The organism is Sphingomicrobium lutaoense, assembly GCF_014195685.1.
Taxonomy (GTDB): Bacteria; Pseudomonadota; Alphaproteobacteria; order Sphingomonadales; family Sphingomonadaceae; genus Sphingomicrobium; species Sphingomicrobium lutaoense.
In genome coordinates this window covers 823,878-850,875 of sequence record NZ_JACICF010000001.1, presented here as the reverse complement: position 1 = coordinate 850,875, position 26,998 = coordinate 823,878, and the positions used below count along the sequence as shown (strand labels likewise).

At 64.4% G+C, this 26,998-nt stretch carries 23 protein-coding genes and 2 tRNA genes; 11 read left to right on the top strand and 14 right to left on the bottom strand.

From position 1 onward, the window contains the following. Positions 1-5 precede the first annotated feature (5 nt). Positions 6-449: an MAPEG family protein gene (locus FHS50_RS03965; protein WP_183933077.1), complete on the top strand. Its 444-nt coding sequence runs from the start codon at positions 6-8 to the stop codon at positions 447-449. Here the strand turns inward: FHS50_RS03965 and FHS50_RS03960 are convergent. From FHS50_RS03960 to FHS50_RS03940, 5 genes are read right to left on the bottom strand one after another with little or no spacing between them, the layout of a single operon-like run. Beyond that, complete coding sequence (locus FHS50_RS03960) at positions 440-1,642, bottom strand: class I SAM-dependent RNA methyltransferase (RefSeq protein ID WP_183933076.1); 1,203 nt, start codon at positions 1,640-1,642, stop codon at positions 440-442. The genes FHS50_RS03965 and FHS50_RS03960 overlap by 10 nt on opposite strands. Beyond that, positions 1,639-2,991, bottom strand: coding sequence for an NAD(P)H-hydrate dehydratase (locus FHS50_RS03955; RefSeq protein ID WP_183933075.1), 1,353 nt, complete (start codon positions 2,989-2,991; stop codon positions 1,639-1,641). Before FHS50_RS03955 ends, FHS50_RS03960 begins: the two co-directional genes overlap by 4 nt. Before the next feature lie 11 nt (positions 2,992-3,002). Next, entirely contained in the window at positions 3,003-3,812 is an 810-nt protein-coding gene (locus FHS50_RS03950; RefSeq protein ID WP_183933074.1) for a 4-(cytidine 5'-diphospho)-2-C-methyl-D-erythritol kinase, read from the bottom strand. Beyond that, the gene (locus FHS50_RS03945; RefSeq protein WP_183933073.1) at positions 3,812-5,425 is read right to left on the bottom strand and encodes a tetratricopeptide repeat protein; all 1,614 of its coding nucleotides are present in this window, start codon (positions 5,423-5,425) and stop codon (positions 3,812-3,814) included. The genes FHS50_RS03950 and FHS50_RS03945 overlap by 1 nt, the downstream gene beginning before the upstream one ends. A gap of 19 nt (positions 5,426-5,444) precedes the next feature. Further along, positions 5,445-7,094: an electron transfer flavoprotein-ubiquinone oxidoreductase gene (locus FHS50_RS03940; RefSeq protein ID WP_183933072.1), complete on the bottom strand. Its 1,650-nt coding sequence runs from the start codon at positions 7,092-7,094 to the stop codon at positions 5,445-5,447. A 94-nt stretch (positions 7,095-7,188) separates the two neighbouring features. Here FHS50_RS03940 and FHS50_RS03935 point away from each other — a divergent pair, with 94 nt between their 5' ends. From FHS50_RS03935 to FHS50_RS03915, 5 genes are all read left to right on the top strand, one after another. Continuing rightward, positions 7,189-7,884 (top strand): uracil-DNA glycosylase, encoded by a 696-nt coding sequence (locus tag FHS50_RS03935; protein WP_183933071.1) that lies wholly within the window; start codon positions 7,189-7,191, stop codon positions 7,882-7,884. Then, positions 7,881-9,581, top strand: coding sequence for a lytic transglycosylase domain-containing protein (locus FHS50_RS03930; protein ID WP_183933070.1), 1,701 nt, complete (start codon positions 7,881-7,883; stop codon positions 9,579-9,581). The genes FHS50_RS03935 and FHS50_RS03930 overlap by 4 nt, the downstream gene beginning before the upstream one ends. 39 nt (positions 9,582-9,620) lie before the next feature. After that, positions 9,621-10,691 (top strand): PA0069 family radical SAM protein, encoded by a 1,071-nt coding sequence (locus FHS50_RS03925; protein WP_183933069.1) that lies wholly within the window; start codon positions 9,621-9,623, stop codon positions 10,689-10,691. A gap of 44 nt (positions 10,692-10,735) precedes the next feature. Beyond that, the gene (locus tag FHS50_RS03920; RefSeq protein WP_183933068.1) at positions 10,736-12,100 is read left to right on the top strand and encodes a M28 family peptidase; all 1,365 of its coding nucleotides are present in this window, start codon (positions 10,736-10,738) and stop codon (positions 12,098-12,100) included. A 57-nt stretch (positions 12,101-12,157) separates the two neighbouring features. Next, a tRNA-Pro gene (locus tag FHS50_RS03915) sits at positions 12,158-12,234 on the top strand. A gap of 40 nt (positions 12,235-12,274) precedes the next feature. On the opposite strand, the gene FHS50_RS03910 is transcribed toward FHS50_RS03915, so the two are convergent. The 3 genes from FHS50_RS03910 to FHS50_RS03900 form a co-directional block, all read right to left on the bottom strand. Continuing rightward, positions 12,275-12,350 (bottom strand) — tRNA-Ile (locus FHS50_RS03910). Positions 12,351-12,394: 44 nt separating this feature from the next. Further along, positions 12,395-13,720: a sensor histidine kinase gene (locus tag FHS50_RS03905; protein WP_183933067.1), complete on the bottom strand. Its 1,326-nt coding sequence runs from the start codon at positions 13,718-13,720 to the stop codon at positions 12,395-12,397. A 179-nt stretch (positions 13,721-13,899) separates the two neighbouring features. Then, positions 13,900-15,129 carry a tetratricopeptide repeat protein gene (locus tag FHS50_RS03900; RefSeq protein ID WP_183933066.1) on the bottom strand — a complete coding sequence of 410 codons (1,230 nt, stop codon included), beginning with the start codon at positions 15,127-15,129 and terminating at the stop codon, positions 13,900-13,902. Between the two features lie 181 nt (positions 15,130-15,310). Between FHS50_RS03900 and FHS50_RS03895 the strand changes: the two genes are divergently transcribed. The 4 genes from FHS50_RS03895 to trmFO all read left to right on the top strand — a co-directional run bounded on the left by FHS50_RS03895 (position 15,311) and on the right by trmFO (position 20,997). After that, complete coding sequence (locus FHS50_RS03895; RefSeq protein WP_183933065.1) at positions 15,311-16,075, top strand: YaaA family protein; 765 nt, start codon at positions 15,311-15,313, stop codon at positions 16,073-16,075. A 165-nt stretch (positions 16,076-16,240) separates the two neighbouring features. Continuing rightward, positions 16,241-19,027: a DNA gyrase subunit A gene (gene gyrA / locus FHS50_RS03890; protein WP_265568982.1), complete on the top strand. Its 2,787-nt coding sequence runs from the start codon at positions 16,241-16,243 to the stop codon at positions 19,025-19,027. A 62-nt stretch (positions 19,028-19,089) separates the two neighbouring features. Next, positions 19,090-19,563, top strand: coding sequence for a host attachment family protein (locus FHS50_RS03885; protein WP_183933064.1), 474 nt, complete (start codon positions 19,090-19,092; stop codon positions 19,561-19,563). Positions 19,564-19,644: 81 nt separating this feature from the next. Continuing rightward, positions 19,645-20,997 (top strand): methylenetetrahydrofolate--tRNA-(uracil(54)-C(5))-methyltransferase (FADH(2)-oxidizing) TrmFO, encoded by a 1,353-nt coding sequence (gene trmFO / locus FHS50_RS03880; protein ID WP_183933063.1) that lies wholly within the window; start codon positions 19,645-19,647, stop codon positions 20,995-20,997. On the opposite strand, the gene FHS50_RS10820 is transcribed toward trmFO, so the two are convergent. The 6 genes from FHS50_RS10820 to eno all read right to left on the bottom strand — a co-directional run bounded on the left by FHS50_RS10820 (position 20,998) and on the right by eno (position 26,313). Beyond that, the gene (locus FHS50_RS10820) at positions 20,998-21,234 is read right to left on the bottom strand and encodes an EF-hand domain-containing protein (RefSeq protein ID WP_265568980.1); all 237 of its coding nucleotides are present in this window, start codon (positions 21,232-21,234) and stop codon (positions 20,998-21,000) included. It abuts the gene before it with no gap. Between the two features lie 262 nt (positions 21,235-21,496). Next, positions 21,497-22,033, bottom strand: coding sequence for a hypothetical protein (locus FHS50_RS03870; protein ID WP_183933062.1), 537 nt, complete (start codon positions 22,031-22,033; stop codon positions 21,497-21,499). A 103-nt stretch (positions 22,034-22,136) separates the two neighbouring features. Next, a complete protein-coding gene (locus FHS50_RS03865; RefSeq protein ID WP_183933061.1) occupies positions 22,137-23,528 on the bottom strand; it encodes a pyruvate dehydrogenase complex E1 component subunit beta in 1,392 nt (463 codons plus the stop codon). Then, positions 23,528-24,586 carry a pyruvate dehydrogenase (acetyl-transferring) E1 component subunit alpha gene (gene pdhA, locus FHS50_RS03860; protein ID WP_183933060.1) on the bottom strand — a complete coding sequence of 353 codons (1,059 nt, stop codon included), beginning with the start codon at positions 24,584-24,586 and terminating at the stop codon, positions 23,528-23,530. Before pdhA ends, FHS50_RS03865 begins: the two co-directional genes overlap by 1 nt. An 84-nt stretch (positions 24,587-24,670) precedes the next feature. Further along, positions 24,671-24,976: an FtsB family cell division protein gene (locus FHS50_RS03855; RefSeq protein WP_246332944.1), complete on the bottom strand. Its 306-nt coding sequence runs from the start codon at positions 24,974-24,976 to the stop codon at positions 24,671-24,673. 53 nt (positions 24,977-25,029) lie between these two features. After that, complete coding sequence (eno, locus tag FHS50_RS03850) at positions 25,030-26,313, bottom strand: phosphopyruvate hydratase (protein WP_183933059.1); 1,284 nt, start codon at positions 26,311-26,313, stop codon at positions 25,030-25,032. A 144-nt stretch (positions 26,314-26,457) separates the two neighbouring features. On the opposite strand from eno, the gene FHS50_RS03845 reads away from it, so the two are divergent. Continuing rightward, positions 26,458-26,997, top strand: coding sequence for a hypothetical protein (locus tag FHS50_RS03845; RefSeq protein ID WP_183933058.1), 540 nt, complete (start codon positions 26,458-26,460; stop codon positions 26,995-26,997). Position 26,998 lies beyond the last annotated feature (1 nt).

Sequence of the window (26,998 nt, the reverse complement as noted above, 5' to 3'; positions counted from 1 at the left end):
AGACGATGGAACATATCAGTCCCATAATCGGTCCGGTCATCGCCCTTGTGGCGTGGAGTCTCGTCATGTTGTTCTGGGCGGTCGGCAAGGCGCTTGTCGGTGCGCGGAGCAGCGCCGAAGCCGCGGCTTTGCCCAAGCATGGCACGCGGTTGCGCGATCTCGAACCCGTCAGCCCGCGCGAAGCGGCCTGGGCCCGGCATAATTACGAACATCTGTTCGAACAGCCCACGGCCTTCTATGCGATCGCGCTGGCGCTGGCGCTGATGGATCATGGCGACGGAGTGAATCTGATGTTCGCCTGGGCCTATGTCGGCCTTCGGGTGATCCACAGCCTCATCCAGGCCACGGTCAATATCTCGCGGGTGCGGACGGCCTTCTTCCTCCTGTCCACTCTTGCCCTCATCGGCCTCACCCTCCATGCGGCGATGGAGTTTCTCTATCACGCCTGACGCGTGAAGGCGGCGGCCAGTTCGACATGGGTGGACCAGCGGAACTGGCCCACCGGCTGTACCCATTGGAGGCGATATCCGCCCTTCACCAGCTGTTCGGCATCGCGCGCGAAAGTGGCGGGATTGCAGCTGACATAAGCGACCGTCGGCACGTTGCTCCCGGACAAGGCGGCACATTGTGCTTCGGCGCCCGAGCGCGGGGGATCGAGGATGACCGCCGCCACGTCTTCCAATTCGCTTGGGTCATAGGGTCGGCGGTACAGGTCGCGATGCTCGACCGCGACCGGCAGCCCGGCTCTCGCGGCTCCAGCCTTGAGCGATAGTGCGGCATCGCGCCCCGCTTCGGCGGCGCTGACCGGACGTTCGGCAGAAGCAATGGCGCAGGCAAAGGTGCCCAGCCCCGCAAACAGGTCAAGCACCCTGCCCTTCGCGTCGCCAATGGCATCGCGGACTGCCGCGACCAGCGCCTCCTCCCCGTCGCTCGTGGCCTGGAGAAAGGATCCGGCGGGAAAGGGAATGGCAGTCCCCGAGAGGGTCACCGTCACGGGTCGCGGCTCGTAGCGGGTTTCGAGCCCGAAGCCCTCGTCGATCGAAAGCCGGGCCAGCGCATGTTCGCGGGCAAAATCGATCAGCGCCTCGGCAGCTTCGAGCCCTTCGGCCTCGACGCCCGAAAGGCCGACATCCACGCCCTGGTCGGTGAGGCTCAATTGCACCGCGCCCGGTCGTTTGGGCGCCATCATTTTGGCCAATAGCCCGCGCAACGGTTCGATGATGGTGAACAATTCAGGGGCGAGGACATGACATTCGAGCATGTCGACGATGCGATGGCTGCGCTGTTCGTTGAACCCGATCAGCACCTTCCTGGCCGTCTTCATCGCTTTGAGCGATGCGCGCCGCCGGGTGCAGGGTGGTGAAAGATGCGCGGGCCTAAGTGTCGTTGAAAGGCCATGCTGGTCGAGCGCGGCAGCAACGCGCCCCGAGACGAATTCGGCATAGGCCGCATCGTCGAGATGCTGGAGCTGGCAGCCCCCGCATTCGGGAAAATGGCGGCATGGCGGCTCCTGGTAATGCTCGCCCCGCTCGACCACCTTGCCATCCTCGACACGGTCGCCCGGTGCGGCACCCGCCACGAAGCGTCCCGATGCCGTCACGCCGTCACCGCGCGCGGCGATGCGAAGCACTTGTTCGCTCATGAAAGCGGTCCGAGAGCCGCGACCAGATCGTCCGCGATGAAATTGGGTCCGGCGACTTCGGCGGCACGGCCATGCACCCAGACGGCTGCGCAGGCCGCTTCGAAAGGCTCCATGCCCCGCGCCCGAAATGCGGCGATGATCCCTGCCAGCACGTCCCCGCTCCCCGCCGTTGCCAGGCCCGCGGGCGCGGGCGGAGCGAAGCCGAGACGTCCATCGGGCGCTGCGACCAGCGTGTCGGGTCCCTTGAGAACGATGATCGACTGGCTGCGCTGCGCCGCGATGAGAGCGCGGTCGGCCTTCGTTCCCTCGATCTCGCCGAACAGCGCCTCGAACTCGCCTTCGTGCGGCGTCAGGATGACGTCATGGCCGACGAGACGATCGGGTTCGCCCACCGCCTTGATCGCATCAGCATCGATCACCAGCGGATGCGTCTTGGTCAACGCCAGGGTAAGCAGGGGCGGCACATCGCCCATGCCCGGGCCAACCAGAAGGCAGCCGATCCGTTCGTCGTCGAGGGCATCGGCGCTGTCGGTCTGGACGATGGCGCTGGGCAGGCCGTCGATCATCCTGCTGGTCGAGACGCGGACATAGCCCGCTCCCGCCCGCGCCGCCGCATGGGCCGACAAGGCAATCGCGCCCGGCATCGATCCTGCGAGGCAATGTACCAGGCCGCGGCCATATTTGTGGCCGACGGGATCAGGCGCGGGAAGCTCGGGCTTGCCGATTTCGCGCCAGTCGCTCTCCACTTCACCCAACCCGATATCGGCAAGAATGACGTCGCCCATATGTTGCATTGCGGGGGCAAGGCGGTGCGCCGGCTTGAGCGCTCCGAAAGTGACGGTCGCGTCATATCGGGGAATGGGACTGAGCATTTCCCCGCTATCGGCGTCGACTCCGCTCGGCAGGTCGCAGGCGATGGTCATCGCCGCGCCTTCGGCCAGCCGCATCAGATGCGCCTGCAATTCCTCGCCGAGCGGACGGCCAAGCCCCGTCCCGAACAGGGCATCGACCAGCAGCGGCGCAGGCTCGGTCTCTTCGCTGATCAACTCGACCTCACCATGCCAGCCACCTTTCGCCCAGCGCGCCGCGTCCCTTTTGGGCGCGCCCGTGACCGCGATGCGGACCTGCATCCCCTGTTCGAGAAGATGACGCGCCGCGACGAAGGCATCGCCGCCATTGTTGCCGGGCCCGGCAAGAAACAGAACCGGGCGCCATGGGCTCATCAGCCGGATCGCGCGGGCAAGCGCGGCACCGGCATTTTCCATCAGGTCGGTTTCGGGCGTGCCGCCCGCAATGGCAGCCTGTTCGGCCTCGACCGTCGCGGCGGCCGGAAGAATGGGTCGTGTCATGGCCGTGCGCCTTAGCGCAGGAAGGAGGCCATGTGCCACCATTTGTCGGGACAGGCCGATGCCCCCCGTTCGAGCGCAGTTTCCGTGTCGAAAAGCGCAAAACAGCTCGCGCCACTCCCCGACATGCGGGCCAGTGTGACGCCCGGCTGATCGCGCATCCAGTCGAGGATAACACCGATCGCAGGCACCTCGGCCAGCGCCGCGGGTTCGAGGTCGTTGCGACCGCTTCGCCAATCCTCGCCCAGCGGCCCACGGTCCTCGCCGTCCCACCGCGCGAAAACCTTCGCGGTGGACAGGGGTTCGAGCGGATTGACCAGCAGGATGGGCGTTCCGCTGATATCGGCGGCATCGACAGGCCGAAGCTGATCCCCTACCCCCTCGCCGCGTGCCGTCATGCTAAGCAGGCAGGCCGGCACATCAGCGCCCAAATCGGGCGCCACCGCAGCCGCATGGTCGGGATCGATCTTCCAGAGCCGCGTGAGAAGGCGAAGCGCCGCGGCCGCATCGGCGGACCCGCCTCCAAGACCCGAAGCGACCGGCAAATTCTTCTGAAGGTGCAGCGCAGCCCCCTGCTCCACTCCCGCCGCTCGCTGCAGGTCGCGCGCCGCGCGGAGCACCAGATTGTCCTGCTCACCCCTCAAGGCCGTCGCGAAAGGGCCGCCCAGATCGAGACTGATCTCGTCGCTCGCCTCGGCGGAAAGCCTGTCCCCATCGACACAGAAAGCGAACAGCGTTTCCAGATTGTGCCGCCCGTCGGCGCGTCGCCCGCGCACATGCAGCGCGAGGTTCACCTTGGCAGGTGCCGGTTCGGAATAGCGCATCAGGGAGCGGCGTTATGCGCGGACAGGCCGGTGACGAGCTTGCTGTCCAGGCGGCCGATCCGCTTTTCATCCTCGGCGACGCTGCGCGCCGCCTGCCAGGCAAAGCGCGCTTCGATGACATGGCCTGCCCGCGACAGGGCATCGCCATAATGTTCGTAGATTTCCTCGTTGCCGGGCTCCAGCGCCACGGCCTTGCCCAGCGTCTGGACGGCTTCGTCGATCAGGCCCAGCTTATATTGCGCCCAACCGAGGCTGTCGGTGATCGAGGGGTCGGAGGGGCGAACCTCATGCGCGGCGCGGATCAGAGCGGCCGCTTCCTTGGGGTCCTCTCCCATCTCGAGCATCGTGTAGCCCAGATAATTGAGAACGATGGGCTGGCGCGGTTCGGCAGCAAGCGCGTGGCGAAGCAGAACCTTGGCCCCGTCCCAGTCGCCCGCCATGTCACGCTGGGTGGCTTCGAGGAACAGGAGCGTCCAGTCGGACAGATTGCCCGCCCGCTCCCGTGCATAGGCCTGCGCGGCTTCTTCATGCCGTTCCATCGCGGCATAGACATCGCCGATACGCGCCTGCGCGCCCGGGCCCGAGCCGCTCTTGCGTGCCGCAACCAGCGCTTCGTCGAGCCGGTCGGCCGCCAGCAGCGCCTGCACTTCGGCATCGCGCGCCTGCGCAGCGAGTGGATCCTTGCGCCCCACGCCCGCCAGCAGCGCCAGCGCATCGTCGGGCCGGTCGAGCGCGTCGAGGAGGAGCGAGGCGATGATCGTCGCCTGGCTGTTGGCGGGGTCGGCCACCCGGGCGACTTGCGCCAGCGCAAGCGGCAGGTCGCGCCGGTTGCCGCGGTTCACATCGACCGCGAGCGCCGCGAGCAGATCGGAAAGACCCTCTGCGGGCGTATCGATACGCGCCCCGATCCCCCGCCCGCTTTCCAGTTGGCGGCGAGCGGCCAGGAGAATGGGATCGTTCCCCGCAACAAGGGCGAGCGCGTCCTCGCGCGATCCGGCGGCAAATAGGCCGTCGGCAAAGGTCAGCCGCATCCGCGCTTCGCGCCCACCGGCATCGGCCAGCGCGGTCTCGATATAGTCGAGCGCCTCGTCGGGCTGCCCGTTGGCAAGCAGGAGAAAAGCCGCCTGTTCATCCATATAGGATGCCATCGGCCCCGCCTTGTCCATCCCGGTCACGAGGCGGATCGCGGCCTGGCGGCGTTCGGGCGAGCCTTCCGACAGACCGATCCATGCACGAACGAATGGCGCCGCGAAATCGAGGCTCGCTCCCGCCTTGTCGCTCGACAGGAGAGAAAGCGCCCGTTCGGTCCGGCCATCGCGCAAGGCATCGGCAAGCAGGAAGAGCCGTCCATCGAGATTGAAGCGCTCGGCCGGTGCCGCAGCGCCGATCTGGCGAGCAAGATCGAAACGTCCGGCGATGATCGCCGAGGACATGGCATCGGCAGCCAGCGCATCATCCTTCACGCCCTGCGCCGTGACCCGGCTGTAATAGGTCGCGGCCCGGTCATGGTCGCCCAGCAGCTCGGCGGCGCGGGCATGAACGAACAGCGACAGGCGCTGCGCCTCGATATCCGCGGCCTGCGCGGGACTCGCGGCAAGCGCGGCGCCTGCCAACGCCAGCGCGAACGTCTTGCTACATGTTCGGATAATTGGGACCACCTCCGCCTTCCGGCACCACCCAGTTGATGTTCTGCGTCATGTCCTTGATGTCGCAGGTCTTGCAGTGGACGCAATTCTGGGCGTTGATCTGCAACTTGGGTTCGCCTTCCTCTTCGCCCACGATCTCGTAGACACCCGCCGGACAATAGCGCGTTTCGGGACTGGCGTAGATATCATAATTGACCGTGATCGGGATCGACGCGTCTTTCAGGGTGAGGTGGACGGGCTGGTCCTCCTCATGGTTCGTATTCGAAAGATAGACCGACGACAGCCGGTCGAAGGTCAGGACGCCGTCGGGCTTGGGATATTGGATCCGCTCGGCATGCTCCTTGCGGTGCATCTGGGTATGATCGGCATGATGCTTCATCGTCCAGGGCGTGGTCAGCCCCAGATTGTTGAGCCACATGTCGATCCCCGCGACCACCGTGCCCAGGGCGCCGCCGAACTTGGCGACCGCGGGCTGCGCATTGCGCACGATCTTCAATTCCTTGCCGATCCAGCCATTGCGAACCGACGGCTCATAATCCTCGAGGACATCGCGCGCCCGCTGCTGGCCCAGCGCGGCGAAAGCCGCTTCCGCGGCGAGCATTCCCGATTTCATCGCGGTATGGGTGCCCTTGATGCGCGGCACGTTGACGAACCCCGCCGAGCAGCCGATCAGCGCGCCGCCCGGGAAAGCGAGCTTGGGAATGGCCTGCCAGCCCCCCTCGTTGATTGCCCGTGCGCCATAGGATACGCGCTTACCGCCCTCGATCTCGGCGCGGATATCGGGATGGGTCTTCCAGCGCTGCATTTCCTCGAAGGGCGAAAGCCAGGGATTCTTGTAATCGAGCGCCACCACGAAGCCCAGAGCGACCTGTCCATTGTCCTGGTGGTAGAGAAAACCCCCGCCCCAGGCATCGTCGAGCGGCCAGCCCTGCGTATGGATGACGCGTCCCGGCTTGTGCTTCTCCGCCGGAACGTCCCACAATTCCTTGATGCCGATGCCATAGACCTGCGGCCCGCTTTCCTCGCGAAGCGAAAAGGTCTCGGTGAGCTGCTTGGTCAGATGGCCGCGTGCGCCTTCGCCAAGCAGGGTATATTTGGCATGCAACTCCATACCGGGCTGATAGTCGGGACGCTTGGTGCCATCGCGCGCGATGCCCATGTCGCCGGTCGCCACGCCCTTGACCGATCCATCCTCGTCATAAAGCACTTCGGCGGCGGCAAAGCCCGGGAAGATTTCGACACCCAGCGCCTCGGCCTGCCCCGCGAGCCAGCGGCAAAGATTGCCGAGGCTGCCGGTATAGGTGCCCTTGTTATGCATGAAACCCGGCAGGAAGAGATGGGGGATCGAGAATTGCCCCGAAGCCGACAGCACCCAATGATTATTGTCGCTCACCTCGACCTTCAGCGGGCAATCCTGCTCGCGCCAGTCGGGGATGAGTTCGTCGAGAGCCTTGGGATCGATGACCGCGCCCGACAGGATGTGCGCGCCGACTTCGCTGCCCTTTTCGAGGATGCAGACCGAGACATCGCGGCCCTCTTCCTGGGCCAGCTGCTTCAATCGGATCGCCGCCGACAGGCCGGCCGGACCGGCCCCGACGATCACGACATCATATTCCATCGATTCCCGGTCGCTCATCAATCTTCCCTTGATCGTATTTTTCTTGCCTTTCGGCTCCATACAGCCCTGCCAATGAATTGACCGCGCCGTCAACATGAAGGAACGATGCCCTATGGCGGGAATCGAACGGGACGCAGCCGGGGCGCTGCTCGAATATTATGCGCTTTCGGGCGTCGATGTCGCGACGCGCGGCGATGCGCCGGCATGGAGCGAGGTGCAGGCGCTCATGCGCAAAACCACCGCGCCGCCGCCCGAACCGCCCCGCGTCAGTGCCGCTCGCCTTCCCTCCGATCCCCAGGACGCGGCGGCATTCCTGGAAATGCGAAGCAATGCGATGAAGGCGCGCCATGTCCGCGCCGAAGGTCCGCAGGATGCACCGCTGATGCTGCTCGGCGACCGGCCCGACCGCATCGATGCCGCCGACGGCAAGCCCTTCGGTGGGAAAACGGGCGAATTGCTCGATCGGATGCTCGGCGCCATCGGGCTGGAACGCAGCGCCTGTGCCCGTTCGCTACTCGAACCCGCGCATCGTCCGGGCGAGAAGATCGTCGACGACCAGCTCAAGGATCTCGCGGCGCTGGCCCGCCTGCAGATCGCTTTCTACCGCCCCAAACGGCTCCTCCTCTTCGGAGACGCACCGGCACGAGCGCTTCTTGACGCGCCTTTGCCCCGCGCCCGTGGGCGGCTCCACCATGTCGAAGGGGTTCGTACCGTGGTCACTTTCCATCCCCGCTGGCTGCTCCAGCGACCGCAGGACAAGGCCAAGGCATGGGCGGACCTGCTCCTACTTACCGCGGAGGGTGAATGAGCCTTACATTTCTGTTGGCTGCGCTGGGCGTTCAGGCGCAGGATCCCCTTGCCCCGCTGCCGCAACCCGCTCCCCCGCCCGCGCAGGAGCGGCAAGTCGTCGCGCCGCCCGCCTATCAATTGCCCGAGCCCACGGCTCCCAACGTCCTCGGTGCGATCGCGCAGAAGCGCTGGGACATCGCCCGCGCGCTGGTGGACCGGATGGACCGGCGCGACCCGATGGAAAGCTATGTGCGCGCCGAACTCTATCTGGCCGCCGGATCGCCCGAGGTAAGCGCTGCCGAGCTCGTCTCTCTCATCGAGCGCGGACGCGACCTGCCCCAGGCCGCGCAGCTCGCTCGCCTCGCTCAACGGCGCGGCGCGGGTCCACAGCCGGTCGCCGCGCAGCAGCCGATCGTCAGCCTCGGAAGTGCGCCACGCCGCGTGCGCGCCCGCCCGGTCGATGATCCCGGCACAGAGGAAGTCCGCACCGCGATCCGTCCCTATATCGAAGCGGACGATCCCGAGCCCGCCGAAGCCATCTATCGCGATGCCCGCGACCGGTTGAGCCGCGATGCACTCGCCGAGATCGCGCAGAAAGTGGCCTTCATCTATTATGTCGTGGGCCGCGACCAGGACGCACGGAGGATCGCCGCCGACGGACGCGCCAACGGCAGCGGCGAATGGGCCGCACGCGCATCCTATCTCGAAGGGCTGGCGGCATGGCGCGCCGGCGATTGCGATGGCGCATCCTCGGCTTTCCGTTGGGCCGCACTGGCGACCGGCAACCGCGAGATCGCGGCAGGCGGCCATTACTGGTCCGCCCGCGCCGAACAGGCCTGCCGCCGCCCGCACCAGGTCGCGGCGCGGATGCGTGCCGCCGCCGAGGATGTTGAGACTTTCTACGGGCAGGTCGCCCGGCTCACGCTGGGCATGGACCGGCGCCCGCCCGAACGGGTCGAAGCGCCCCGACCCGACCATATCCGCCGCGTCGAGGATCTGCCCAATGTGCGGCGCGCGATTGCCTTCGCGGGGATCGGCTATCGCGGCCATGCCGAGGATCTGCTCAAGCATCAGGCCCGGATCGGTTCGCCCGAAGATCATCGCGCGCTGCTCGAAATCGCCAAGCGCCACTCGCTCGCCGGTGCGCAATATTGGCTCGCCACCAATGGACCGCGCGGCGCCAAAACCGACGTGGCCGACCGCTATCCCGCGCCTTCCTGGAATCCCGAAAATGGATGGCGCATCGATCCCTACATGGCCTACGCCCACATCATCCAGGAAAGCGATTTCCGCGAATGGGTGGTCAGCCCGGCCGATGCCGTGGGCTTGATGCAGGTCCGCCCCGGAACCGCGCGCGATACCGCGCGGCGGCGTGGACAGACGGTCAGCGTCGATATGCTCAAGCGCGCCGAGACCAATATCGATCATGGGCAGGAATTCATCGCCCTCACTCGCTCGGACCGCTATTTCCAGGACCAGTTGCCGCGCATCATCGCGGCCTATAATGCCGGGCCGGTGCCGGTGCGCCGCTGGAACGGCATCCGCGACAATGGCGATCCGCTCTTGTGGATGGAAAGCCTGCCTTATTGGGAAACGCGGGGATATGTCCCGGCCGTGCTACGCAATTATTTCGTCTATCATGCGCTGGCAGGCAATGAACCGTCCGCGCTGAAAGGCCTGGCGGAGCATCGCTGGCCCACCTATCCCACGCGATAAGTTCTTTTTTTGTTCACGGTGTGCGACTAGCCTGTCGCCATGCCCGTCGAATCGATTCATGGCAGGGCGGCGACCCGCAACGACACGCCCCTTCGCTTCAATCTCATGGAGCGGGTGGTCGATGGCGACTGGCTGGACAGCGTCGAGGAACTGGATGGCATTCCCAAGCGCCGGACCAGCGTGACGATCGAGCGCCCGAAGACCGTCCTTACCCGCAACCATTCGCCTGACATCGGGTTCGACCGCTCGGTCAATCCCTATCGCGGCTGCGAACATGGCTGCATCTATTGTTTCGCCCGGCCGACCCATGCCTATCACGACCTCTCGCCCGGTGTGGATTTCGAAAGCCGCCTGTTCGCAAAGCCCGACGCCGCGGGCCTGCTTCATGCCGAACTGTCGAAAAAGGGCTATGAGGCCGCGCCGATCGCGCTGGGTACCAACACCGATCCCTATCAACCGATCGAAGGCCGCTACAAGATCACGCGCAGCATCCTCCAGACGCTTTTCGAGGTGAAGCATCCCTTCACCATCACCACCAAGTCCGACCGCGTGCTGCGCGATCTCGACATCATCGCTCCTGCGGCACGCATGGGCATCGCGGCGGTCGCTATCTCGGTCACTTCGCTCGATCCCAAGGTGCATCGCACGCTCGAACCCCGCGCGCCCGCTCCGCGAAAGCGCATCGCGGCGATCCGCCAGCTCACCGAGGCGGGCGTCCCCGTCTATCTCTCGGTTTCGCCCGTCGTTCCGCACATCACCGACATGGAAATGGAAGCGATTGTCCAGGCAGGTGCCGAAGCAGGTGCCACCAACGGTTTCTTCCTTCCGGTCCGGCTTCCGCATGAAGTCGCGCCGCTCTTCAAGGCATGGCTTCAGGAAAACTATCCCGAGCGCGCGCGAAAGGTGATGGCGACGATCCGTGACCTGCGCGGCGGAAAGGACAATGACCCCCGCTTCTTCAGCAGGCTGCGCGGACAGGGCGTCTGGGCCGAACTCTTTCGCAAGCGCTTCGACAAGGCCTGCCGCGACCATGGCCTCGGGCGCCGGAAGGCCAGGCTCAACAGCGAGCTTTTCACCCCTCCGCAGGGCAAGCAATTGCGGCTCTTCTAGTTGGACGGTGACAGGCCCCTGACAATTGGCTAGCACACTCGCCCATGTTGAACATTTCCGTGCGCGCCGCGCTCCTCGCTTTCGCTTCCCCCGCCCTTCTCGCCGCTGCCCAGCCCTCGGCCGTTTCCGATGAAAAGATCGCCGAACTCCGCGAGGCCGCGCTCGAGGACGACATCGCCTATGGCATCGTCGCCGACCTCACCACCGAGATCGGACCGCGCCTTGCCGGGACCGAAGCCGAAGCACGCGCCCGCCAATGGGCGGTCCAGCGCCTCGGCGCGATGGGCTTCTCCAACGTCCGGGTCGAGGAGTTCGACATGCCGACCTGGGTGCGGGGCAAGGAAAGCGCGCATATCGTCGCGCCCTTCCCGCAGGAACTGATCGTCACCGCTTTCGGCAATTCGGGTTCGACCGGCGATGCCGGGCTCGTCGCGGAGGTGGTGGGCTTCAAGGATTATGCCGCATTCCTCGCCGCTCCGGCCAGTAGCATCGCAGGCAAGATCGTCTTCATCAGCCATGCCATGCCCGCCAACCAGGACGGGTCGGGATATGGCAATTACGGGACGCCGCGCTTCTTCGGCCCGAAAAGCGCCAGCGAACGCGGCGCCGCCGCCATCTTCGTCAAATCGATCGGCACCGACAGCGACCGCCTGCCCCATACCGGCACCATCAATTTCGGCGAGGCCGATCCCATTCCCGCCGGCGCCCTGTCGGTCCCCGACGCGCAGCAGCTCGAAAGGGTGCTCGCCCGCGGCCGCCCGGTGACGCTCAAGCTTGTCATGACTCCGCGCCAGATCGGCATCCAGAAATCCGGCAATGTCATCGCGGAAGTGCCGGGCCGCAATCCCGATGCTAAGAAGCTGCTCGTCAGCTGCCATATCGACAGCTGGGACAATAGCCCGGGCGTTTTCGACGATGGCGCGGGCTGCGGCATCGTTGCTGCGGCCGCCAAGCGGATCATGGACGCGGGCCAGCCTTATCGCACCATCGAAATCGTCTGGTTCGGTGCCGAGGAAGTGGGCATTCACGGCGGGCGCGCCTTTGCCGAAACCCGCGGCGGCGAAGACTATCATCTCGTCGCCGAAAGTGACTTTGGCGCCGATCGCGTCTGGCGCGTCGACACCAATCTCGGGGAAGATCGCAAGGAAGAGGCCGACGCCCTGCGCCTCGCTCTCTATCCCCTGTCCATCGTTCCGGGCCGTTACGACGAGGCGGGCGGCGCCGACATCGGGCCGATCATGCAGAAAGGCGCGCCTGGCGTCTCGCTGCGCCAGGACGGCAGCCGCTATTTCGACCTCCATCACACCGCCAACGACACGCTCGACAAGCTCGACAAGGAGCAGCTCGCCCAGAATGTCGCGGCCTGGACCACGATGCTGGCGGTAATGTCGGGCGGGATCGCCGAATAGCGCCGATAAAAGCTAGGCGAAAAGCCAATCTGCTGGTAGGGGCGCTCCCCTGACCTTCGGGGAGTGGCGCAGCCTGGTAGCGCATCTGCTTTGGGAGCAGAGGGTCGCAGGTTCGAATCCTGTCTCCCCGACCATCTTCTCCATGTCGCGCGTTTTTTCGCCTTTTCCAAAGGCTGGTAGGCCCGGCAGGACTCGAACCTGCAACCTAACCGTTATGAGCGGTCAGCTCTAACCATTGAGCTACGGGCCCCCGCCCCTGCCCTAACCATGGGTCAGGCAGGCTGGCAAGCCGGATCAGTCCAGTTGGGGAATGTCGAGCAGGATGGCTTCGGCATCGACGATCAGGTCGCCGCCCGCCACGCGGGCAAGACCACGCACCAGTCGCAGCGAAAAGCCGAGGCCGAGCAGCGCCTGCCCCTCGCTCTCCAGCGTCAGCGCCGGATCGAGCAGGCTCGTCGCATCGCGCCCGTTGAGAGCACGCGGCCGGCGAATGACGAAGCGGACGATGCCATCGCGTTTCGACAGGCGGACCCCGATCACTTCCCCCTTGTTCGCGGCCAGCAGGAGAGCCGAAAGAATTCGCCGGAGCAGCCGTCCCGCGATCATCCGGTCGACGGTCGGCATGTCATCCGAACCCTCGACCTCGACCTGGAGGGCAGTGCCATGGCGGTCGGCGACAGCTCGCAGATCGGGCACCATCTCCTTGAGGAGTTCGCCCGCCGCGACGGGCGCGGCCCTGTCCTCCTTCGAACCGCTACGCAGGCGTGCCGCGAAATCCAGATCGTCGATCGCGCCGAGCAGGATGCGCGCCTGCGCCACGATCTCGGCGGCGCGCTCGCGATATTTCTCGTTCGCAGGCCCCAGATACTGGCCGTCGATGATCTCGGCAAAGCCGATGATGGCGTTAAGCGGCGTGCGGATTTCATGCGCCAACTCGCGCAGCGCCTTGGGATCCGATGTCTCGGGCCGGACAAGCACATCCGGGTCATCGGGCGCAGGTGCAGGAGGCGGCGACGGCTTGGGCACGGGTTCCTGCCGCGTGGCGGGAGGCGAGACGGGCGGCGTTTCTGCGACGGGCGCCTCGACGGGCCGGGGCTCGGGCGTCGGCACGGGGCGCGGGCGGCGCGGCGGCAAGGTCGTGACTTCCGCCTCGCCATTTTCCTCCACTTCCTCGCGGCGCTTCTCGACCCGCGATACAACATCATGGAGCGACGGCTCGTTACCCGAAGGCTTGGCCAGTTGGGGGTAAAGCGTTTCGAGAAAACGGCGGCTGTCGGCATCGGCCAGGTCATAAAGTCGGCGCAGCAGCGGCTGACGGTCGGGCAACGCGGCAAGCAGAGGCGCATTCACCGCCAGGCGGTCGGCTGCGAAGACCTCGAGCAGCGCGGGGGGCACCGGACGCCCCGCGATCGCGCGCGCGGCGGCGGCACGGAGCGCCAGCGGAATGCGCGGTGCATCGGCCTTGATGACCGCGACCGCCGCGATGAAGGGAGCGCTATTCTCCTCCTCCTCGCCCGCGCGCGCGGCAACGTCGACCAGCTGCCGCCAGCGGACGGCAGTGTCATGCTCGTCCGTGCCGGGCAAGGTCAACAAGGTCGCGATGCGATCGTCGAAACGCAATTCAATCTCCGCCTCTAGGGACTTTCGATCTGACCATTTCCAGACGCGATAAGTAGGTCGACCATGTTAACCATCCCATATCGGGACAGGCGGTGCAGCGCGGAAAATTGCGCCTGATATGGTAAAGGGGCGCCAGGCTTTCGCCCGACGCCCCTCAACCTTTGGAGATGATCGGAAGATCAGCCGCGCGTATCGGCGTAGATCATCCAATATTTCGCCAGTTCGGCCTGCGCGCCGCCGACCTTGGCCAGCGCTTCCTTGGCACCGGCCTTGTCGCCCGCACGGGCGAGAGCCATGCCGAGGCGAAGCTGCGTGATGTCGCGATCGACATCCGACTTCGTCAGGGCGATGCGATACATGTCCGCGGCCTTCTGGAACTCGCCATAGCCATAATAGGCATTGCCGATGTTGAAGGCGGCACGGGCCGAATCGCGGCTGCCGGCGCGCGAGGCGTCGGTGTCGAGCGTCGCGCGCTCGGCTGCCGCGTCACCCTTCTTGGCCGCTGCGAACAGTTCCTTGTTCCGCAGGCTGTCGGGCTCGATGAGACCGGCGGCCTGGCCTTCGTTCAGCACGACGAGCGCTTCGCTCGGGCTGTTGGCAAGGATCAGGAGACCCGCGAAATCGGCATAGTCCTGGCTCCGCTTGAGCGCGCCCACGGCGTGACGAAGGCGGTAGAGATCCAGATAGACCGGGTCGGGATGGTTGGCCGAATTGTGGTAGATCGCCAGCGCCTCGCCCCAGTTGGCATCGGTCGGATAGGCGACCAGCCATTCGCGAGTGAGGTTCGCGGTTTCACGGCGACCGGCGTCATAGGCGATGCCCACGGCGCGGCGATACCAGTTTTCCTCGATCGCATTGCCGCTGGCCTTCTGGGTGGCGATTGCCTGCCCGTAATAACGCAGCGCACCATCGACATCGTCGAGCATGTTCGAGGTCTCGGCGAGGAGATACATGGCGTTGCTGTCGTCCGGCTTGATTTCGAGCGCCTTGAGGAACTGCGCCTTGGCACCGGCATAGTCGCCGTCATTGTAGCGCATCGAACCGAGCTTCACGTAGAGGTCCTGCACGACCATCGGATCGCCGGCACCCGAAGCGCGCATCATGTCGGCAGCCGCGACCATTGCGTCGGCATCGCCGGTATCGACGGCATACTTCAGCTTGAGCTGGGCAAGCGTGTATTTGTCGCCGGAGGTCGAGGCGTTGGCTTCGGCTTCGGCCATCAGCTTGGGCAGCTCGCTATAATCCTTGGCGTTGAGCGCATTCTGCAGCGGCGCGAGCGCCTTGCGGCCCTTCTTCGACAGTTCGATTGCGGGCGCGGCCTGCTCTTCGGCATCCTGGGCCATCGCGGGGGCGGCCGTCATGGTCGTACCGGCCAGCGCCAGCGCAATCGCGGTCATCGTGAACTTCATAATCAACGTCTCCTCGACAGGAATGAGGTGGAAAATCAATCGCGCAGGGCTTTACCGTCCCGCGCGTCTCTTCGCCAGTGTTGATAGGACATAGGGCCTGAATAGTGATTGAATAAAGCGGTCAGACTGCATTCCAAAACCGTTTTGACGCCGCGCGGGCGGGCCGTTAGCGATAGGCGCCATGTTGATCCTGCTTTCGCCCGCCAAGTCGCTCGATGAGACCAGCGACTATCCCGAAACCCCTACCCGCCCCCGTTTCGAGGTGCAGGCCGCGCAGATCGCCGAGGCGGCCGCGAAGCTGTCGGCGAAGGATTTGAAGAAGATCATGGGCATTTCCGACAAGCTCGCCACCTTGAACGAGGAACGCTACGCCCGCTTCGACAAGGCAAAGACGCGCCCCGCGATCCGCACCTTCATCGGAGATGTCTACCGCGGCTTCGATGCGGCGAGCGCCGAACCCGAGGTCATCGACTATGCGCAGGATCATGTCCGCATCCTCTCGGGCCTCTACGGCGTGCTTCGCCCCAAGGACCGGATGAAGCCCTACCGCCTCGAAATGGGCACCCGCTGGTCGCCCGGGAAAGGCTCCAAAGGCAAGCTCACCGACCATTGGGGCGACAGCGTCGCCAAGGCGATTGCCAAAGATCTCGAGGAAGAAGGCTCGAACATCGTCCTCAACCTCGCTTCGAACGAATATTATGAAGTGGTGAAGGGTCAACTGCCCGAAGACACCAAGGTCATCGCACCCGACTTCCGCGTGGAGACCGCCAAGGGCCTCCAGTTCCAGAGCTTCGCCGCGAAGGTCGCGCGCGGAGCGATGGCGCGCTGGGTGTGCGATGAACGGGTCGAAAAGCCCGAGGGCTTGCGGCATTTCGACCGCGATGGCTGGCGCTACCGCGAGGACGGCTCCATTCCGGAAAAGCCGCTGTTCGTCCGCGAGGGCTGACCGGAGAGCGAACCCACTTTCCGTTAACGTAAAGCGCAGTCGATTTTTTCGGCTTCCATGAGGCCTATGGGGTGGCACCCTGCTCTGTCAGCGGCTAGTCTCGCTGGCAGAGAATCGGTGCGATCCTCGCACCCTGTGCATTCGTTCATCGAAATAGGATAATTCGTGGCTTCCGAACCCCCGGTGCAAACCCCGCAAGACGATTCCATCGACCCCATCTCGATCGTCGACGAGATGAAGACCAGCTATCTCGATTACGCGATGAGCGTGATCGTGGCGCGTGCGCTTCCCGACGTGCGCGACGGCTTGAAACCGGTGCATCGCCGTATCCTCTACGCCTGTCAGGAAGCGGGCTACGTCGCGGGCCGCCCCTACCGCAAGTCGAGCCGCATCGTCGGTGACGTCATGGGTAAATATCACCCCCATGGCGACAGCGCGATTTACGATGCCCTCGCGCGCATGACGCAGGACTGGTCGATGAGTGTTCCGCTCATCGACGGTCAGGGCAACTTCGGTTCGATGGATCCCGATCCCCCCGCCGCGATGCGTTATACCGAGGCGCGCCTGGCAAAGGTGGCCGGAAGCCTGCTTGGCGACATCGACAAGGAAACCGTCGCCTTCCAGCCCAACTATGACGGTAGCGAAAGCGAGCCGCAGGTCCTGCCCGCGCGCTTCCCCAACCTGCTCGTCAATGGCGCGGGCGGCATCGCGGTCGGCATGGCAACCAACATCCCGCCGCACAATCTGGGCGAAGTGCTCGCCGCCTGCCGCGCCTATATCGAAGATCCCGCCATCAGCACCGAAGGGCTGATGGAATATGTGAAGGGCCCCGACTTCCCCACCGGCGCGCAGATCCTGGGGTCGAGCGGCATCCGCGCCGCCTACACCACCGGGCGCGGCTCGATGATGATGCGCTCGCGCGCCCACATCGAGGAAAAGGCGGGCGAGAAGCGCGCCATCGTTCTCACCGAAATCCCCTATCAGGTCGGCAAGTCCGGCCTCGTCGAGAAGATCGCCGAAGCCGCCAAGGACAAGCGCATCGAGGGCGTTTCGGACATTCGCGACGAATCGAACCGCGAAGGCGTGCGGATCGTCATCGACCTCAAGCGCGATGCCACGCCTGAAGTCGTGCTCAACCAGTTGTGGCGCCACACTCCGGCACAGAGCAGCTTCCCGGCGAACATGCTCGCCATCCGTGGCGGGCGCCCCGAAACGCTCGACTTGCGCTCGATTATCGAGAGCTTCGTGAAGTTCCGCGAAGAGGTCATCACCAACCGCACCAAGTTCGAGCTGTTCAAGGCGCGCGAACGCGCCCACATCCTGCTCGGTCTCGTGGTGGCGGTCTCCAACCTCGACGATGTCGTGGTGATGATCCGCGGCTCCAAGACCCCGCAGGAGGCCCGCGAAAAGCTGCTTTCGAAGGAATGGCCGGGCGACGAAATCCGCCCCTATATCCGCTTGGTCGAAGCGATGGATCCGGCCGCCGAAGGCACCACCTACCGCCTCTCCGAAGCGCAGGTGAAGGCGATCCTCGAACTGCGGCTTCACCGCCTCACCGCGCTGGGCCGCGACGAGATCGGCGGCGAGCTGGAGGAACTGGCCAAGACCATCGGCGAACTGCTCGAGATCCTCTCGAACCGCAAACGCCTTTATGAAGTCATGGTCGAGGAATTCGACGCGGTCGAGGCCGAGTTCGCGGTCCCGCGCCGCACCGAACTCGCCCCGGCGGTGGACGGCATCGACGATGAGGATCTCATCGCGGTCGAAGACATGGTCGTCACCGTCACCCACACGGGCTATATCAAGCGCACTCCGCTCGCTCTGTTCCGCGAACAGAAGCGCGGCGGCAAGGGCCGCGCGGGCATGAGCACCAAGGATGAGGATATCGTCACCAACCTGTTCGTCACAACGACGCACAATCCGGTGCTTTTCTTCTCCACGACCGGGCGGGTCTATCGCATGAAGGTCTGGAAACTTCCCGAAGGCGGGCCGACCGCCAAGGGCCGCCCGATGGTTAACCTGCTCCCCCTCGCCGAGGGAGAGACGATCGCCACCGTCCTCCCGCTCCCGCAGGACGAGGAGGAATGGGCCGGCCTGTCGATCATGTTCGCGACGCGCGGCGGCACGGTTCGCCGCAACAGCATGGATGCCTTCACCAACGTTCCCTCGAACGGCAAGATCGCGATGAAGTTCGACGAGGACGAGGATGGCAATCCGGCCGATCGCCTGGTCGGGGTGAACCTCCTCACCGAGGATGACGATGTCCTCCTCGCCACCCGCAACGGCAAGGCGATCCGCTTCTCCGCTACCGCGGTCCGCGAATTCACGGGCCGCAGTTCGATGGGCGTGCGCGGCATCCGCCTGCTCGACGGCGATGAGGTGATTTCGATGTCGATCCTCGGCTCGACCGGTTCGACCCGCGAGGAACGCGACGCCTATCTCAAGTCGCCCGTGTGGCGCGACAATGACGGCGCCGAAGGCTTGACCCCCGAACGCTATGCCCAGCTGGCCGAGAAGGAGCAGTTCCTCCTGACCGTCACCGAAAATGGCTATGGCAAGCGCACCAGCACCTTCGAATATCGCGTCACCAATCGCGGCGGTCAGGGCGTGGCGAACATCGTCACCTCCGAACGCAATGGCGCGGTGGTCGCCAGCTTCCCGGTCACCCAGGGCGAACAGCTCATGCTCGTCACCGACCAGGGCAAGATGATCCGCACCACCGTGGGGGATATCCGTATAGCCGGTCGCAACACGCAGGGCGTAACCATCTTCAACGTTGCCAAGAACGAACATGTGGTTTCGGTCGCGCGCATCGACGAGGACGAGGATGCCGAAAACGAAGCCGAGGAAGCGGTGGAGGCCGACCTGCAGGGCGATGACAAGACCATCGCACCCGAGGCGAACGGCGACACCGGCGAAGACGGCGCGGCGGGGCCGGAAGGCGGTAAATAGCGGAACGGCCCCCGCCTCCGGTTTGTTGGTGGCACAAGTACCAACACGTCAAAGGAGGCCTCATGGGTATCGCAAACGAAACGCTGGTCCTGGTAACCGATGGGCGCAAGATGCTGTTCTTGCGCAACGAGGGCGACGAGGAACATATGAACCTGGTCGTGGAAAAGAAGCGCGCCCGCGAGGATGCGCCTGACCGCGAACTGTCCACCGATGGTCCGGGTTCGGTTTTCTCGTCGGGTTCGCCCACGCGTTCGTCCTATGAGGAAACCGACTTCCACCAGCTCGAGGAGGATCGCTGGGCGCATGACGCGGCCGAGCGCATCAACAGCCGGGCGCTGTCCAACGATTTCGAGAAAGCGGTGGTGATCGCTGCCCCGCGCACCCTCGGCGAATTGCGCAAGAAGCTCCACAAGGAAGCCGAGAGGCGGATCGTTCTCGAAATCGACAAGGAAATGACCAATCAGCCCGTCGCCGCGATCGAGGAACTGATTGCCGAGGAAACGAAGGAAGAAGCCCCTCCCGAGATCCTTACCTGAGAATTGGGCTCCACGAAAAGGAAAGGCGGCATTCCGGTGCCGCCTTTTTTTGTGCCGCGCATCGGGCTAGAGGGCGCGGCCATGGGACATGATGTGCATATTATCGGCGGCGGCCTCGCCGGATCGGAAGCGGCCTGGCAGTTGGCCGAAGCAGGACTTCGCGTGCGGCTCTCGGAGATGCGCGGCGGCGGCGACACCACGCCCGCGCATGAAAGCGACCGGCTTGCCGAAATGGTCTGCTCGAACAGCTTCCGCTCGGACGATGCCAGCAGCAATGCCGTGGGCCTTCTCCACCAGGAAATGCGCCGCCTCGGCTCGCTCATCATGCAATGCGCCGATGCGCACCGTGTGCCTGCGGGCTCGGCGCTCGCCGTCGATCGCGAGAATTTTGCGCAGGAAGTCACCGACCGCGTTCAGAAACATCCATTGATTGAAGTGGTGCGCGAACGGATCGACCGCCTCCCCGAGGACGGCCTGACGATCGTCGCCACCGGGCCGCTCACCGGCTCCGCTCTTGCCGAAAGCATCGCCGAAAAGACCGGAAGCGACGCCCTCGCCTTCTTCGATGCCATCGCGCCCATCGTCCACAGGGAATCGATCGACTTCGACATCTGCTGGTTCCAGTCGCGCTGGGACAAGGGGGACGGCAAGGATTACATCAACTGCCCGATGGACAAGGCGCAGTATGAAGCCTTTGTCGATGCGCTCAACAAGGGCGAGAAGACCGAATTCAAGGAATGGGAAAAGGACACGCCCTATTTCGAAGGCTGCATGCCGATCGAGGTCATGGCCGAACGCGGCGTCGACACTCTCCGGCATGGCCCGATGAAGCCCGTCGGCCTCGATGACCCTCGCACCGGCCGCTGGCCATATGCGGTGGTGCAGCTCCGCCAGGACAATGCGCTCGGCACGCTGTGGAACATGGTCGGCTTCCAGACCAAGCTCAAATATGGCGCGCAGAAAGAGATTTTCCGCATGATCCCGGGGCTGGAAAAGGCCGAATTCGCCCGGCTCGGCGGGATCCATCGCAACAGCTTCATCCGCTCGCCCGAACTGCTCGATGGCGAACTGCGCCTCAAGGCACAGCCCAACATCCGTTTCGCCGGACAGATCACGGGCTGCGAAGGCTATCTGGAATCGGCGGCGGTCGGCCTGATGGCTGCGCGCTTCGCCGCCGCCGAGGCCAAGGGCGAAAGCTTTACCAGCCCGCCTCCCGAAACCGCTTTCGGCGCGCTGCTCGGCCATATCACCGGCGGCGCCGAAGCCTCGACCTATCAGCCGATGAACATCAATTTCGGCTTGATGCCGCCGATCCCGGGCAAGATGAAAAAGGCCAATCGCCGCCTCAAATATACCGAGCGGGCACGCCAGGCATTCGATGAATGGGCCAAGCGCGAAGCGGTCGAGATCGAGGCACTCGAACCCGCCGGTTGATCAGCATTTGCAGGCGGGCTTCTTCTTTCGGGGCTTGGGGGCGCTCGTCGCATATTCCTCGCGGGTCAGCAGCCCGTCGCCATTGGCATCGGCACCCTCGAACTTCTCGATGGTGCGGATCGCCCATTCCTCGAAGCGCAATTCGCCGTTGCCGTCGCGGTCGAGCTGGGCAAAGGCCTTGCGTCGCGGATGCACGATCTCGGAAAGGGTGATCTTGTCGTCGCGATCCTTGTCCACCCGGTTGAAGCGCTTCTCTTCCTTGCTCAGAGGATCGGCCTCGGGCGGCTCGGGGATTTCGGGAATGACCGGCAGTGGCTCCGGTTCGGGCGCGACCGGTACTGGCGTATCCTCGATGCGATTGTCGACTTGCTGCGCGCTTCCCTTCGAAATCAGGAAAGCACCGGCGGCGAGAAACAGGATGGCGGCGATGCCGGCGGCGATACGGGCCGTTCAAGGCTCCTCATAGTCATCGATCCGGCCCGGCCTGCCTAGCGGTTCGTCACCGCGCTGTCACCACCCCGCTCAACCGATGGCTCAACATCGCGAAAGCCCGCCCGGGAGTGGCCTCGGCTTCCACGACGCGGCGCAGGAAATCGCGCGCCGCCAGCCTCGCAAGTATGGTCAACGGGCGAAGCGGCGCGGCAAAGCGATGTCCCCGCAAGGCCCGCATTTTCTCCAGCGCCGCAGGCTTCACATCCTCGCTCGACAGCCCGCGCACCCGCGCCAGCATGGCAAGCGCACCCGCATCGGCAAGTTTCGGGTCCTCGGCGTCCAACAGGAGGGCAATCGCACCGAACAGTGCGGCGCCGCTCCGCGAAATGCGGTCAAGGTCGGGTTCGGGATCGAGAAGCGTGGCATAGCCATCCTCGATCTCGCTGAGCATCGCGCCGCTCACGCCGCGCGGAAGGCATTCGGCCGCAATCGCCGACAGGCGCGGTTCGGCGGGCGGGTCCGAATGGTCGAGCTTTTTGAGCGCCTCCCTCCACCAGGCGAGGCGGATCGCTCCCACCGCAGGCTCGGTCGTGCTCGCGACCACTTCGGCCAGCGTCGCATCGATGCGCCAGATCGCCTCGACCGCAGGGCGCAGCGCGCCGGCAAAATGGGTCAGCGCCAGCGCCCGGTCAGGCGTCAGGTCGCCTTCAGCGATAGCTCACCTTCCGCGCCGCCTCGACCACCGCTTCGGGCTTGACCAGCGCGAGCTTCTCGAGATTGGCGGCATAGGGCAAGGGCACGTCCTCGTTGGTGACGCGAAGCACCGGCGCATCGAGATCGTCGAAGCCCTCTTCCATCGCCACGGCCATGATTTCCGAGGCGATCGAGCAGGCCGGCCAGCCTTCCTCGACCACGACCATGCGATTGGTCTTGGAAAGGCTGTTGAGCACCGTCGCGGTATCGAGCGGACGAAGCGTGCGAAGATCGATCACCTCGGCTTCGATTCCATCCTCGGCCAGCGTCTCGGCGGCTTCCAGGGCTACGCCCACCCCGATCGAATAGGAAACGAGCGTCACGTCGCTGCCTTCACGGGCGATGCGCGCCTTGCCGATCGGCAGGACATAATCCTCCACGTCGGGCACGTCGAACTTCTCGCCATAAAGCAGTTCGTTTTCGAGGAAGACCACCGGATCCTCGGACCGGATCGCTGCCTTGAGCAAGCCCTTGGCATCCGCCGCGGTATAAGGCGAAATGACGACCAGGCCCGGAACGCTGGCATACCAGGGCCCGTAATTCTGGCTGTGCTGCGCCGCCACGCGGCTCGCTGCGCCATTGGGACCGCGGAACACGATCGGACAGCGCATCTGGCCGCCCGACATATAATTGGTCTTGGCCGCCGAATTGATGATGTGGTCGATCGCCTGCATGGCGAAGTTGAAGGTCATGAATTCGATGACCGGGCGCAGTCCGCCCATCGCCGCGCCCGAACCAACGCCGGCAAAGCCATATTCGGTAATCGGCGTGTCGATGACGCGTTTTTCGCCAAATTCGTCAAGCAGGCCCTGGGTCACCTTGTAGGCGCCCTGATATTGCGCGACTTCCTCGCCCATCACGAAGACGCGCTCGTCCTTGCGCATTTCCTCGGCCATGGCATCGCGCAATGCTTCGCGAACGCTGGTCGAGACCATTTGGGTGCCTTCGGGAAGGTCGGCATCGACATGGGTGACGCGCGGCTTGGCATCGACCTTGGTCAGCTCGGCCTCGCTTTCCTCGCGGCCGACATCCTTGCCTTCGCCCGGTACGTCCTCGACCGGCTCGGCTTCGGGCGCTGCAGATTCGACATCGCCCGCATCTTCGCCCTCTTCGCCGATGATCGCGATGGCGCTGCCCACGGCGACATTGTCGGTGCCTTCATCGACAAGGATCTTCAGAAGAACCCCTTCGTCAACGGCTTCAAATTCCATCGTCGCCTTGTCGGTCTCGATCTCGGCAAGAATGTCACCGGCGTTGATCTGGTCGCCTTCCTTGACGAGCCACTTGGCCAGCGTGCCCTCTTCCATCGTGGGCGACAGCGCCGGCATCTTCAGTTCGCTCGCCATCAATATTCCTCCACCAGAACATCGGTGTAGAGTTCGGAGGGATCAGGCTCCGGCGTTTCTTCGGCAAACTTGGCAGCTTCGACCATGATGTCCTTGATTTCCTTGTCGGTTGCCTTGAGCTCTTCCTCGGCAACCCCGGCCTTTTCGAGTTCGGCCTTGATCCGCTCGATCGGATCCTTTTCCTTCTTGTAGCTGTCGACTTCCTCGCGGGTGCGATATTTGGCCGGATCGCTCATCGAATGGCCGCGATAGCGATAGGTCTTGAGCTCGAGGATGATCGGCCCCTTGCCCGAGCGAGTCCATTCGAGCGCGACTTCGGCCGCACCGCGCACCGCCAGCACGTCCATGCCATCGACCTGGATGCCGGGAATCTGGAAGCTTTCGCCGCGCTTGTAAAAATCGGGCTCCGATGCCGATCGCTCGACGCTGGTGCCCATCGCATAATGGTTGTTCTCGATGGCGTAGATGATCGGCAGGTTCCAGAGCTCCGCCATGTTGAAGCTTTCATAGACCTGGCCCTGGTTCGCCGCACCATCGCCGAAATAGGCGAGGTTCACTCCGCCGTCGTCGGCATATTTATGCTTGAAGGCGAGACCGGTGCCGAGCGACACCTGCGCCCCCACGATGCCATGACCGCCGTAAAAGCCATGCTCGACGCTGAACATGTGCATCGAGCCGCCCTTGCCGCGCGAAATGCCTGCTTCGCGGCCCGTCAGTTCGGCCATGATGACCTTGGGATCGATGCCATAGGCCAGCATGTGCCCATGGTCGCGATAGCCTGTGATGACGCTGTCCTTGCCGACGGTCATCGCGCTCTGCAGGCCCACCGCGACCGCTTCCTGCCCGATGTAGAGATGGCAGAAACCACCGATGAGGCCGAGACCGTAAAGCTGCCCTGCCCGCTCCTCGAAGCGACGAATGAGAAGCATCTGCTTGTAGAAATCGAGCAGTTCTTCTTTCGACGCCTTGTAGCGTTTGGGTTCGGGCGGACGCTCCTTGTTTCCGAGCGGCGGCTGCGCCTTTTTCGAGGACGTCTTTTGCTTCGCGGTACGCGCCACGGTGACCTGTCTCCTGTTGTGCGAGCCGCTCTATAAGGGTGACGTTACGGAATTGGCAATCCGCCGATTTGACTTTGGCCGACTTCAGTCGAGCGGGATGATGATTTCGTCGTCGCGCACCAGGCCCAGGTCCTTGCGCACCAGTTCCTCGGCCATGTCGGGATCGGCCTTGCGCGGATCGAGAAGCGCCGAGCGATGCTTGAGCCGGTCGCGTTCTTCCTTGAGCGCATCGAGTTCGGCCTGCCGCTCCTCATGGTCCCGGTAATAGCCGCCCCAGGCAAGGAGGCCATTATCGCCCGCCACCGCATAACCGGCAAAATTGCCGATCACGACCGTCGCCAGCGCGGGCACCATTGCCCGGCGAAGCATCCCGATTGTCTTGCGCCCCATTCCCATGAATTCCATAGAATCAGAAAGCCCGCGCCCACGCAAGCGATTTCGCCTTATTTCCCGACTTTTAGCGCCGAACGACCGGCGTAGCGCGCCGTGCTGCCCAGCTCTTCCTCGATGCGCAGGAGCTGGTTGTATTTGGCGGTCCGGTCCGAACGGGCCAGGCTGCCGGTCTTGATCTGTCCGCAATCGAGCGCGACCGCGAGATCGGCGATGGTCGAATCCTCGGTCTCGCCCGACCGGTGGCTCATCACCGCGGTATAGCCCGCGCCCTGCGCCATCCGCACCGCCTCGATCGTTTCGCTCAATGTCCCGATCTGGTTGACCTTCACGAGGATCGAATTGGCGAGCCCGTCATCGATCCCCTTGGCAAGCCGCTTGGGATTGGTGACGAACAGGTCGTCGCCGACCAGCTGCACGGTGTCACCGATCATGTCGGTGAGGAGCTTCCAGCCCGCGAAATCGTCTTCGCCCATGCCATCCTCGATCGAGGCGATCGGATAGGCCTTGCACAGCGCTGCCAGTTCCTCGGCCATCTCTTCGGGCAACAGGCTTCGCCCCTCGCCTTCAAGCACATATTTTCCGTCCTTGAAGAATTCGGTCGAAGCGCAATCGAGCGCGATCATGACGTCATCGCCCAGCGAATAGCCTGCCTCGCGGGTCGCTTCGCCAATGAGGTCGAGCGCTTCGCGCGACGATCCGATCGCCGGGGCAAAGCCGCCTTCGTCACCCACTGCGGTCGACAGCCCCTTGGCCGACAGCGCCGACTTCAATGCATGGAAAATCTCGGTGCCGCAGCGCAGCCCTTCGGAAAAGCTCGACGCACCCACCGGCATGACCATGAATTCCTGGAAATCGATGGGATTGTCGGCATGGGCGCCGCCATTCAGAATGTTCATCATCGGCACCGGAAGCAGGCTCGCCCCCACTCCGCCGACATAGCGGTAAAGCGGAAGCGCCCGGGCTTCGGCCGCCGCTCGCGCGATTGCCAGGCTCACGCCCAGAATGGCGTTGGCGCCCAGCTTGCCCTTGTTGTCGCTGCCATCCAGTTCGATCATCGCGGCGTCGAGACCGGCCTGGTCCTCGGCCTCATAGCCAAGGAGCTCATCGGCAATCCGGCCATTGACCGCGGCCACTGCCTTGGACACGCCTTTGCCCATCCAGCGCGCACCATCGCCATCGCGAAGTTCGACCGCTTCATGCGCGCCCGTCGAAGCGCCCGACGGCACCGCGGCCCGGCCCATCGACCCATCCTCGAGCGTCACATCGACCTCGACCGTGGGATTGCCCCGGCTGTCGAGGATCTGGCGGGCATGGATGTCGACGATTGCAGTCATGGAATCGAGGCCTTTTTCTACGAATGACATGGTAGCTTCGCCCATGCCCCTAGAAGGACGCGTCAGGACGTGCAACTTTCCATCTGAAGGACCGGAACGACTGCGGGTATATTGGGTTGGTGGGATAAGAATGGAGGAAAGCGAATGGTTACCGAAAAAACGAAACTGCCGGAAGGCACCGACCAGATCGTTCCGGGGGCATCGACCACGGGCAACATGACGGACACCACCGGCACCACCGCCACCACCGGCAGCGGCACGACGACATCCCAATCGGAAGTCGTCCAGCCCACCGCCAAGGACAAGGCAGTCGCCAAGATCAAGGAAGGCCAGAAGAAGGTCGCGACCGAGGCCGCCGGAAAGGCGCGCGGAATGGTCGGCGACGGCCTCGTCAAATCAAGCGAAGCGGTCGGCAATATCGCCAAGCTGGTGAGCGACACGGCTTCGGGCCTCGATGAAAATCTGGGTGCCGAATATGGCGACTATGCCCGCAAGGCCGCGAGCTATCTCGACGATACCTCGCGCAAGCTGGCGACCAAGGATCCCGACGAGCTGATCGACGACACCCGCGAATTCGTCCGCAAGAGCCCAGGCGTTGCCCTCGCTGGCGCGGCCATCGTCGGCTTCGCGATCGCCCGACTGATCCAGTCGGGTCTCGACGCCGAAAAGACCAGCGATCGCTAGT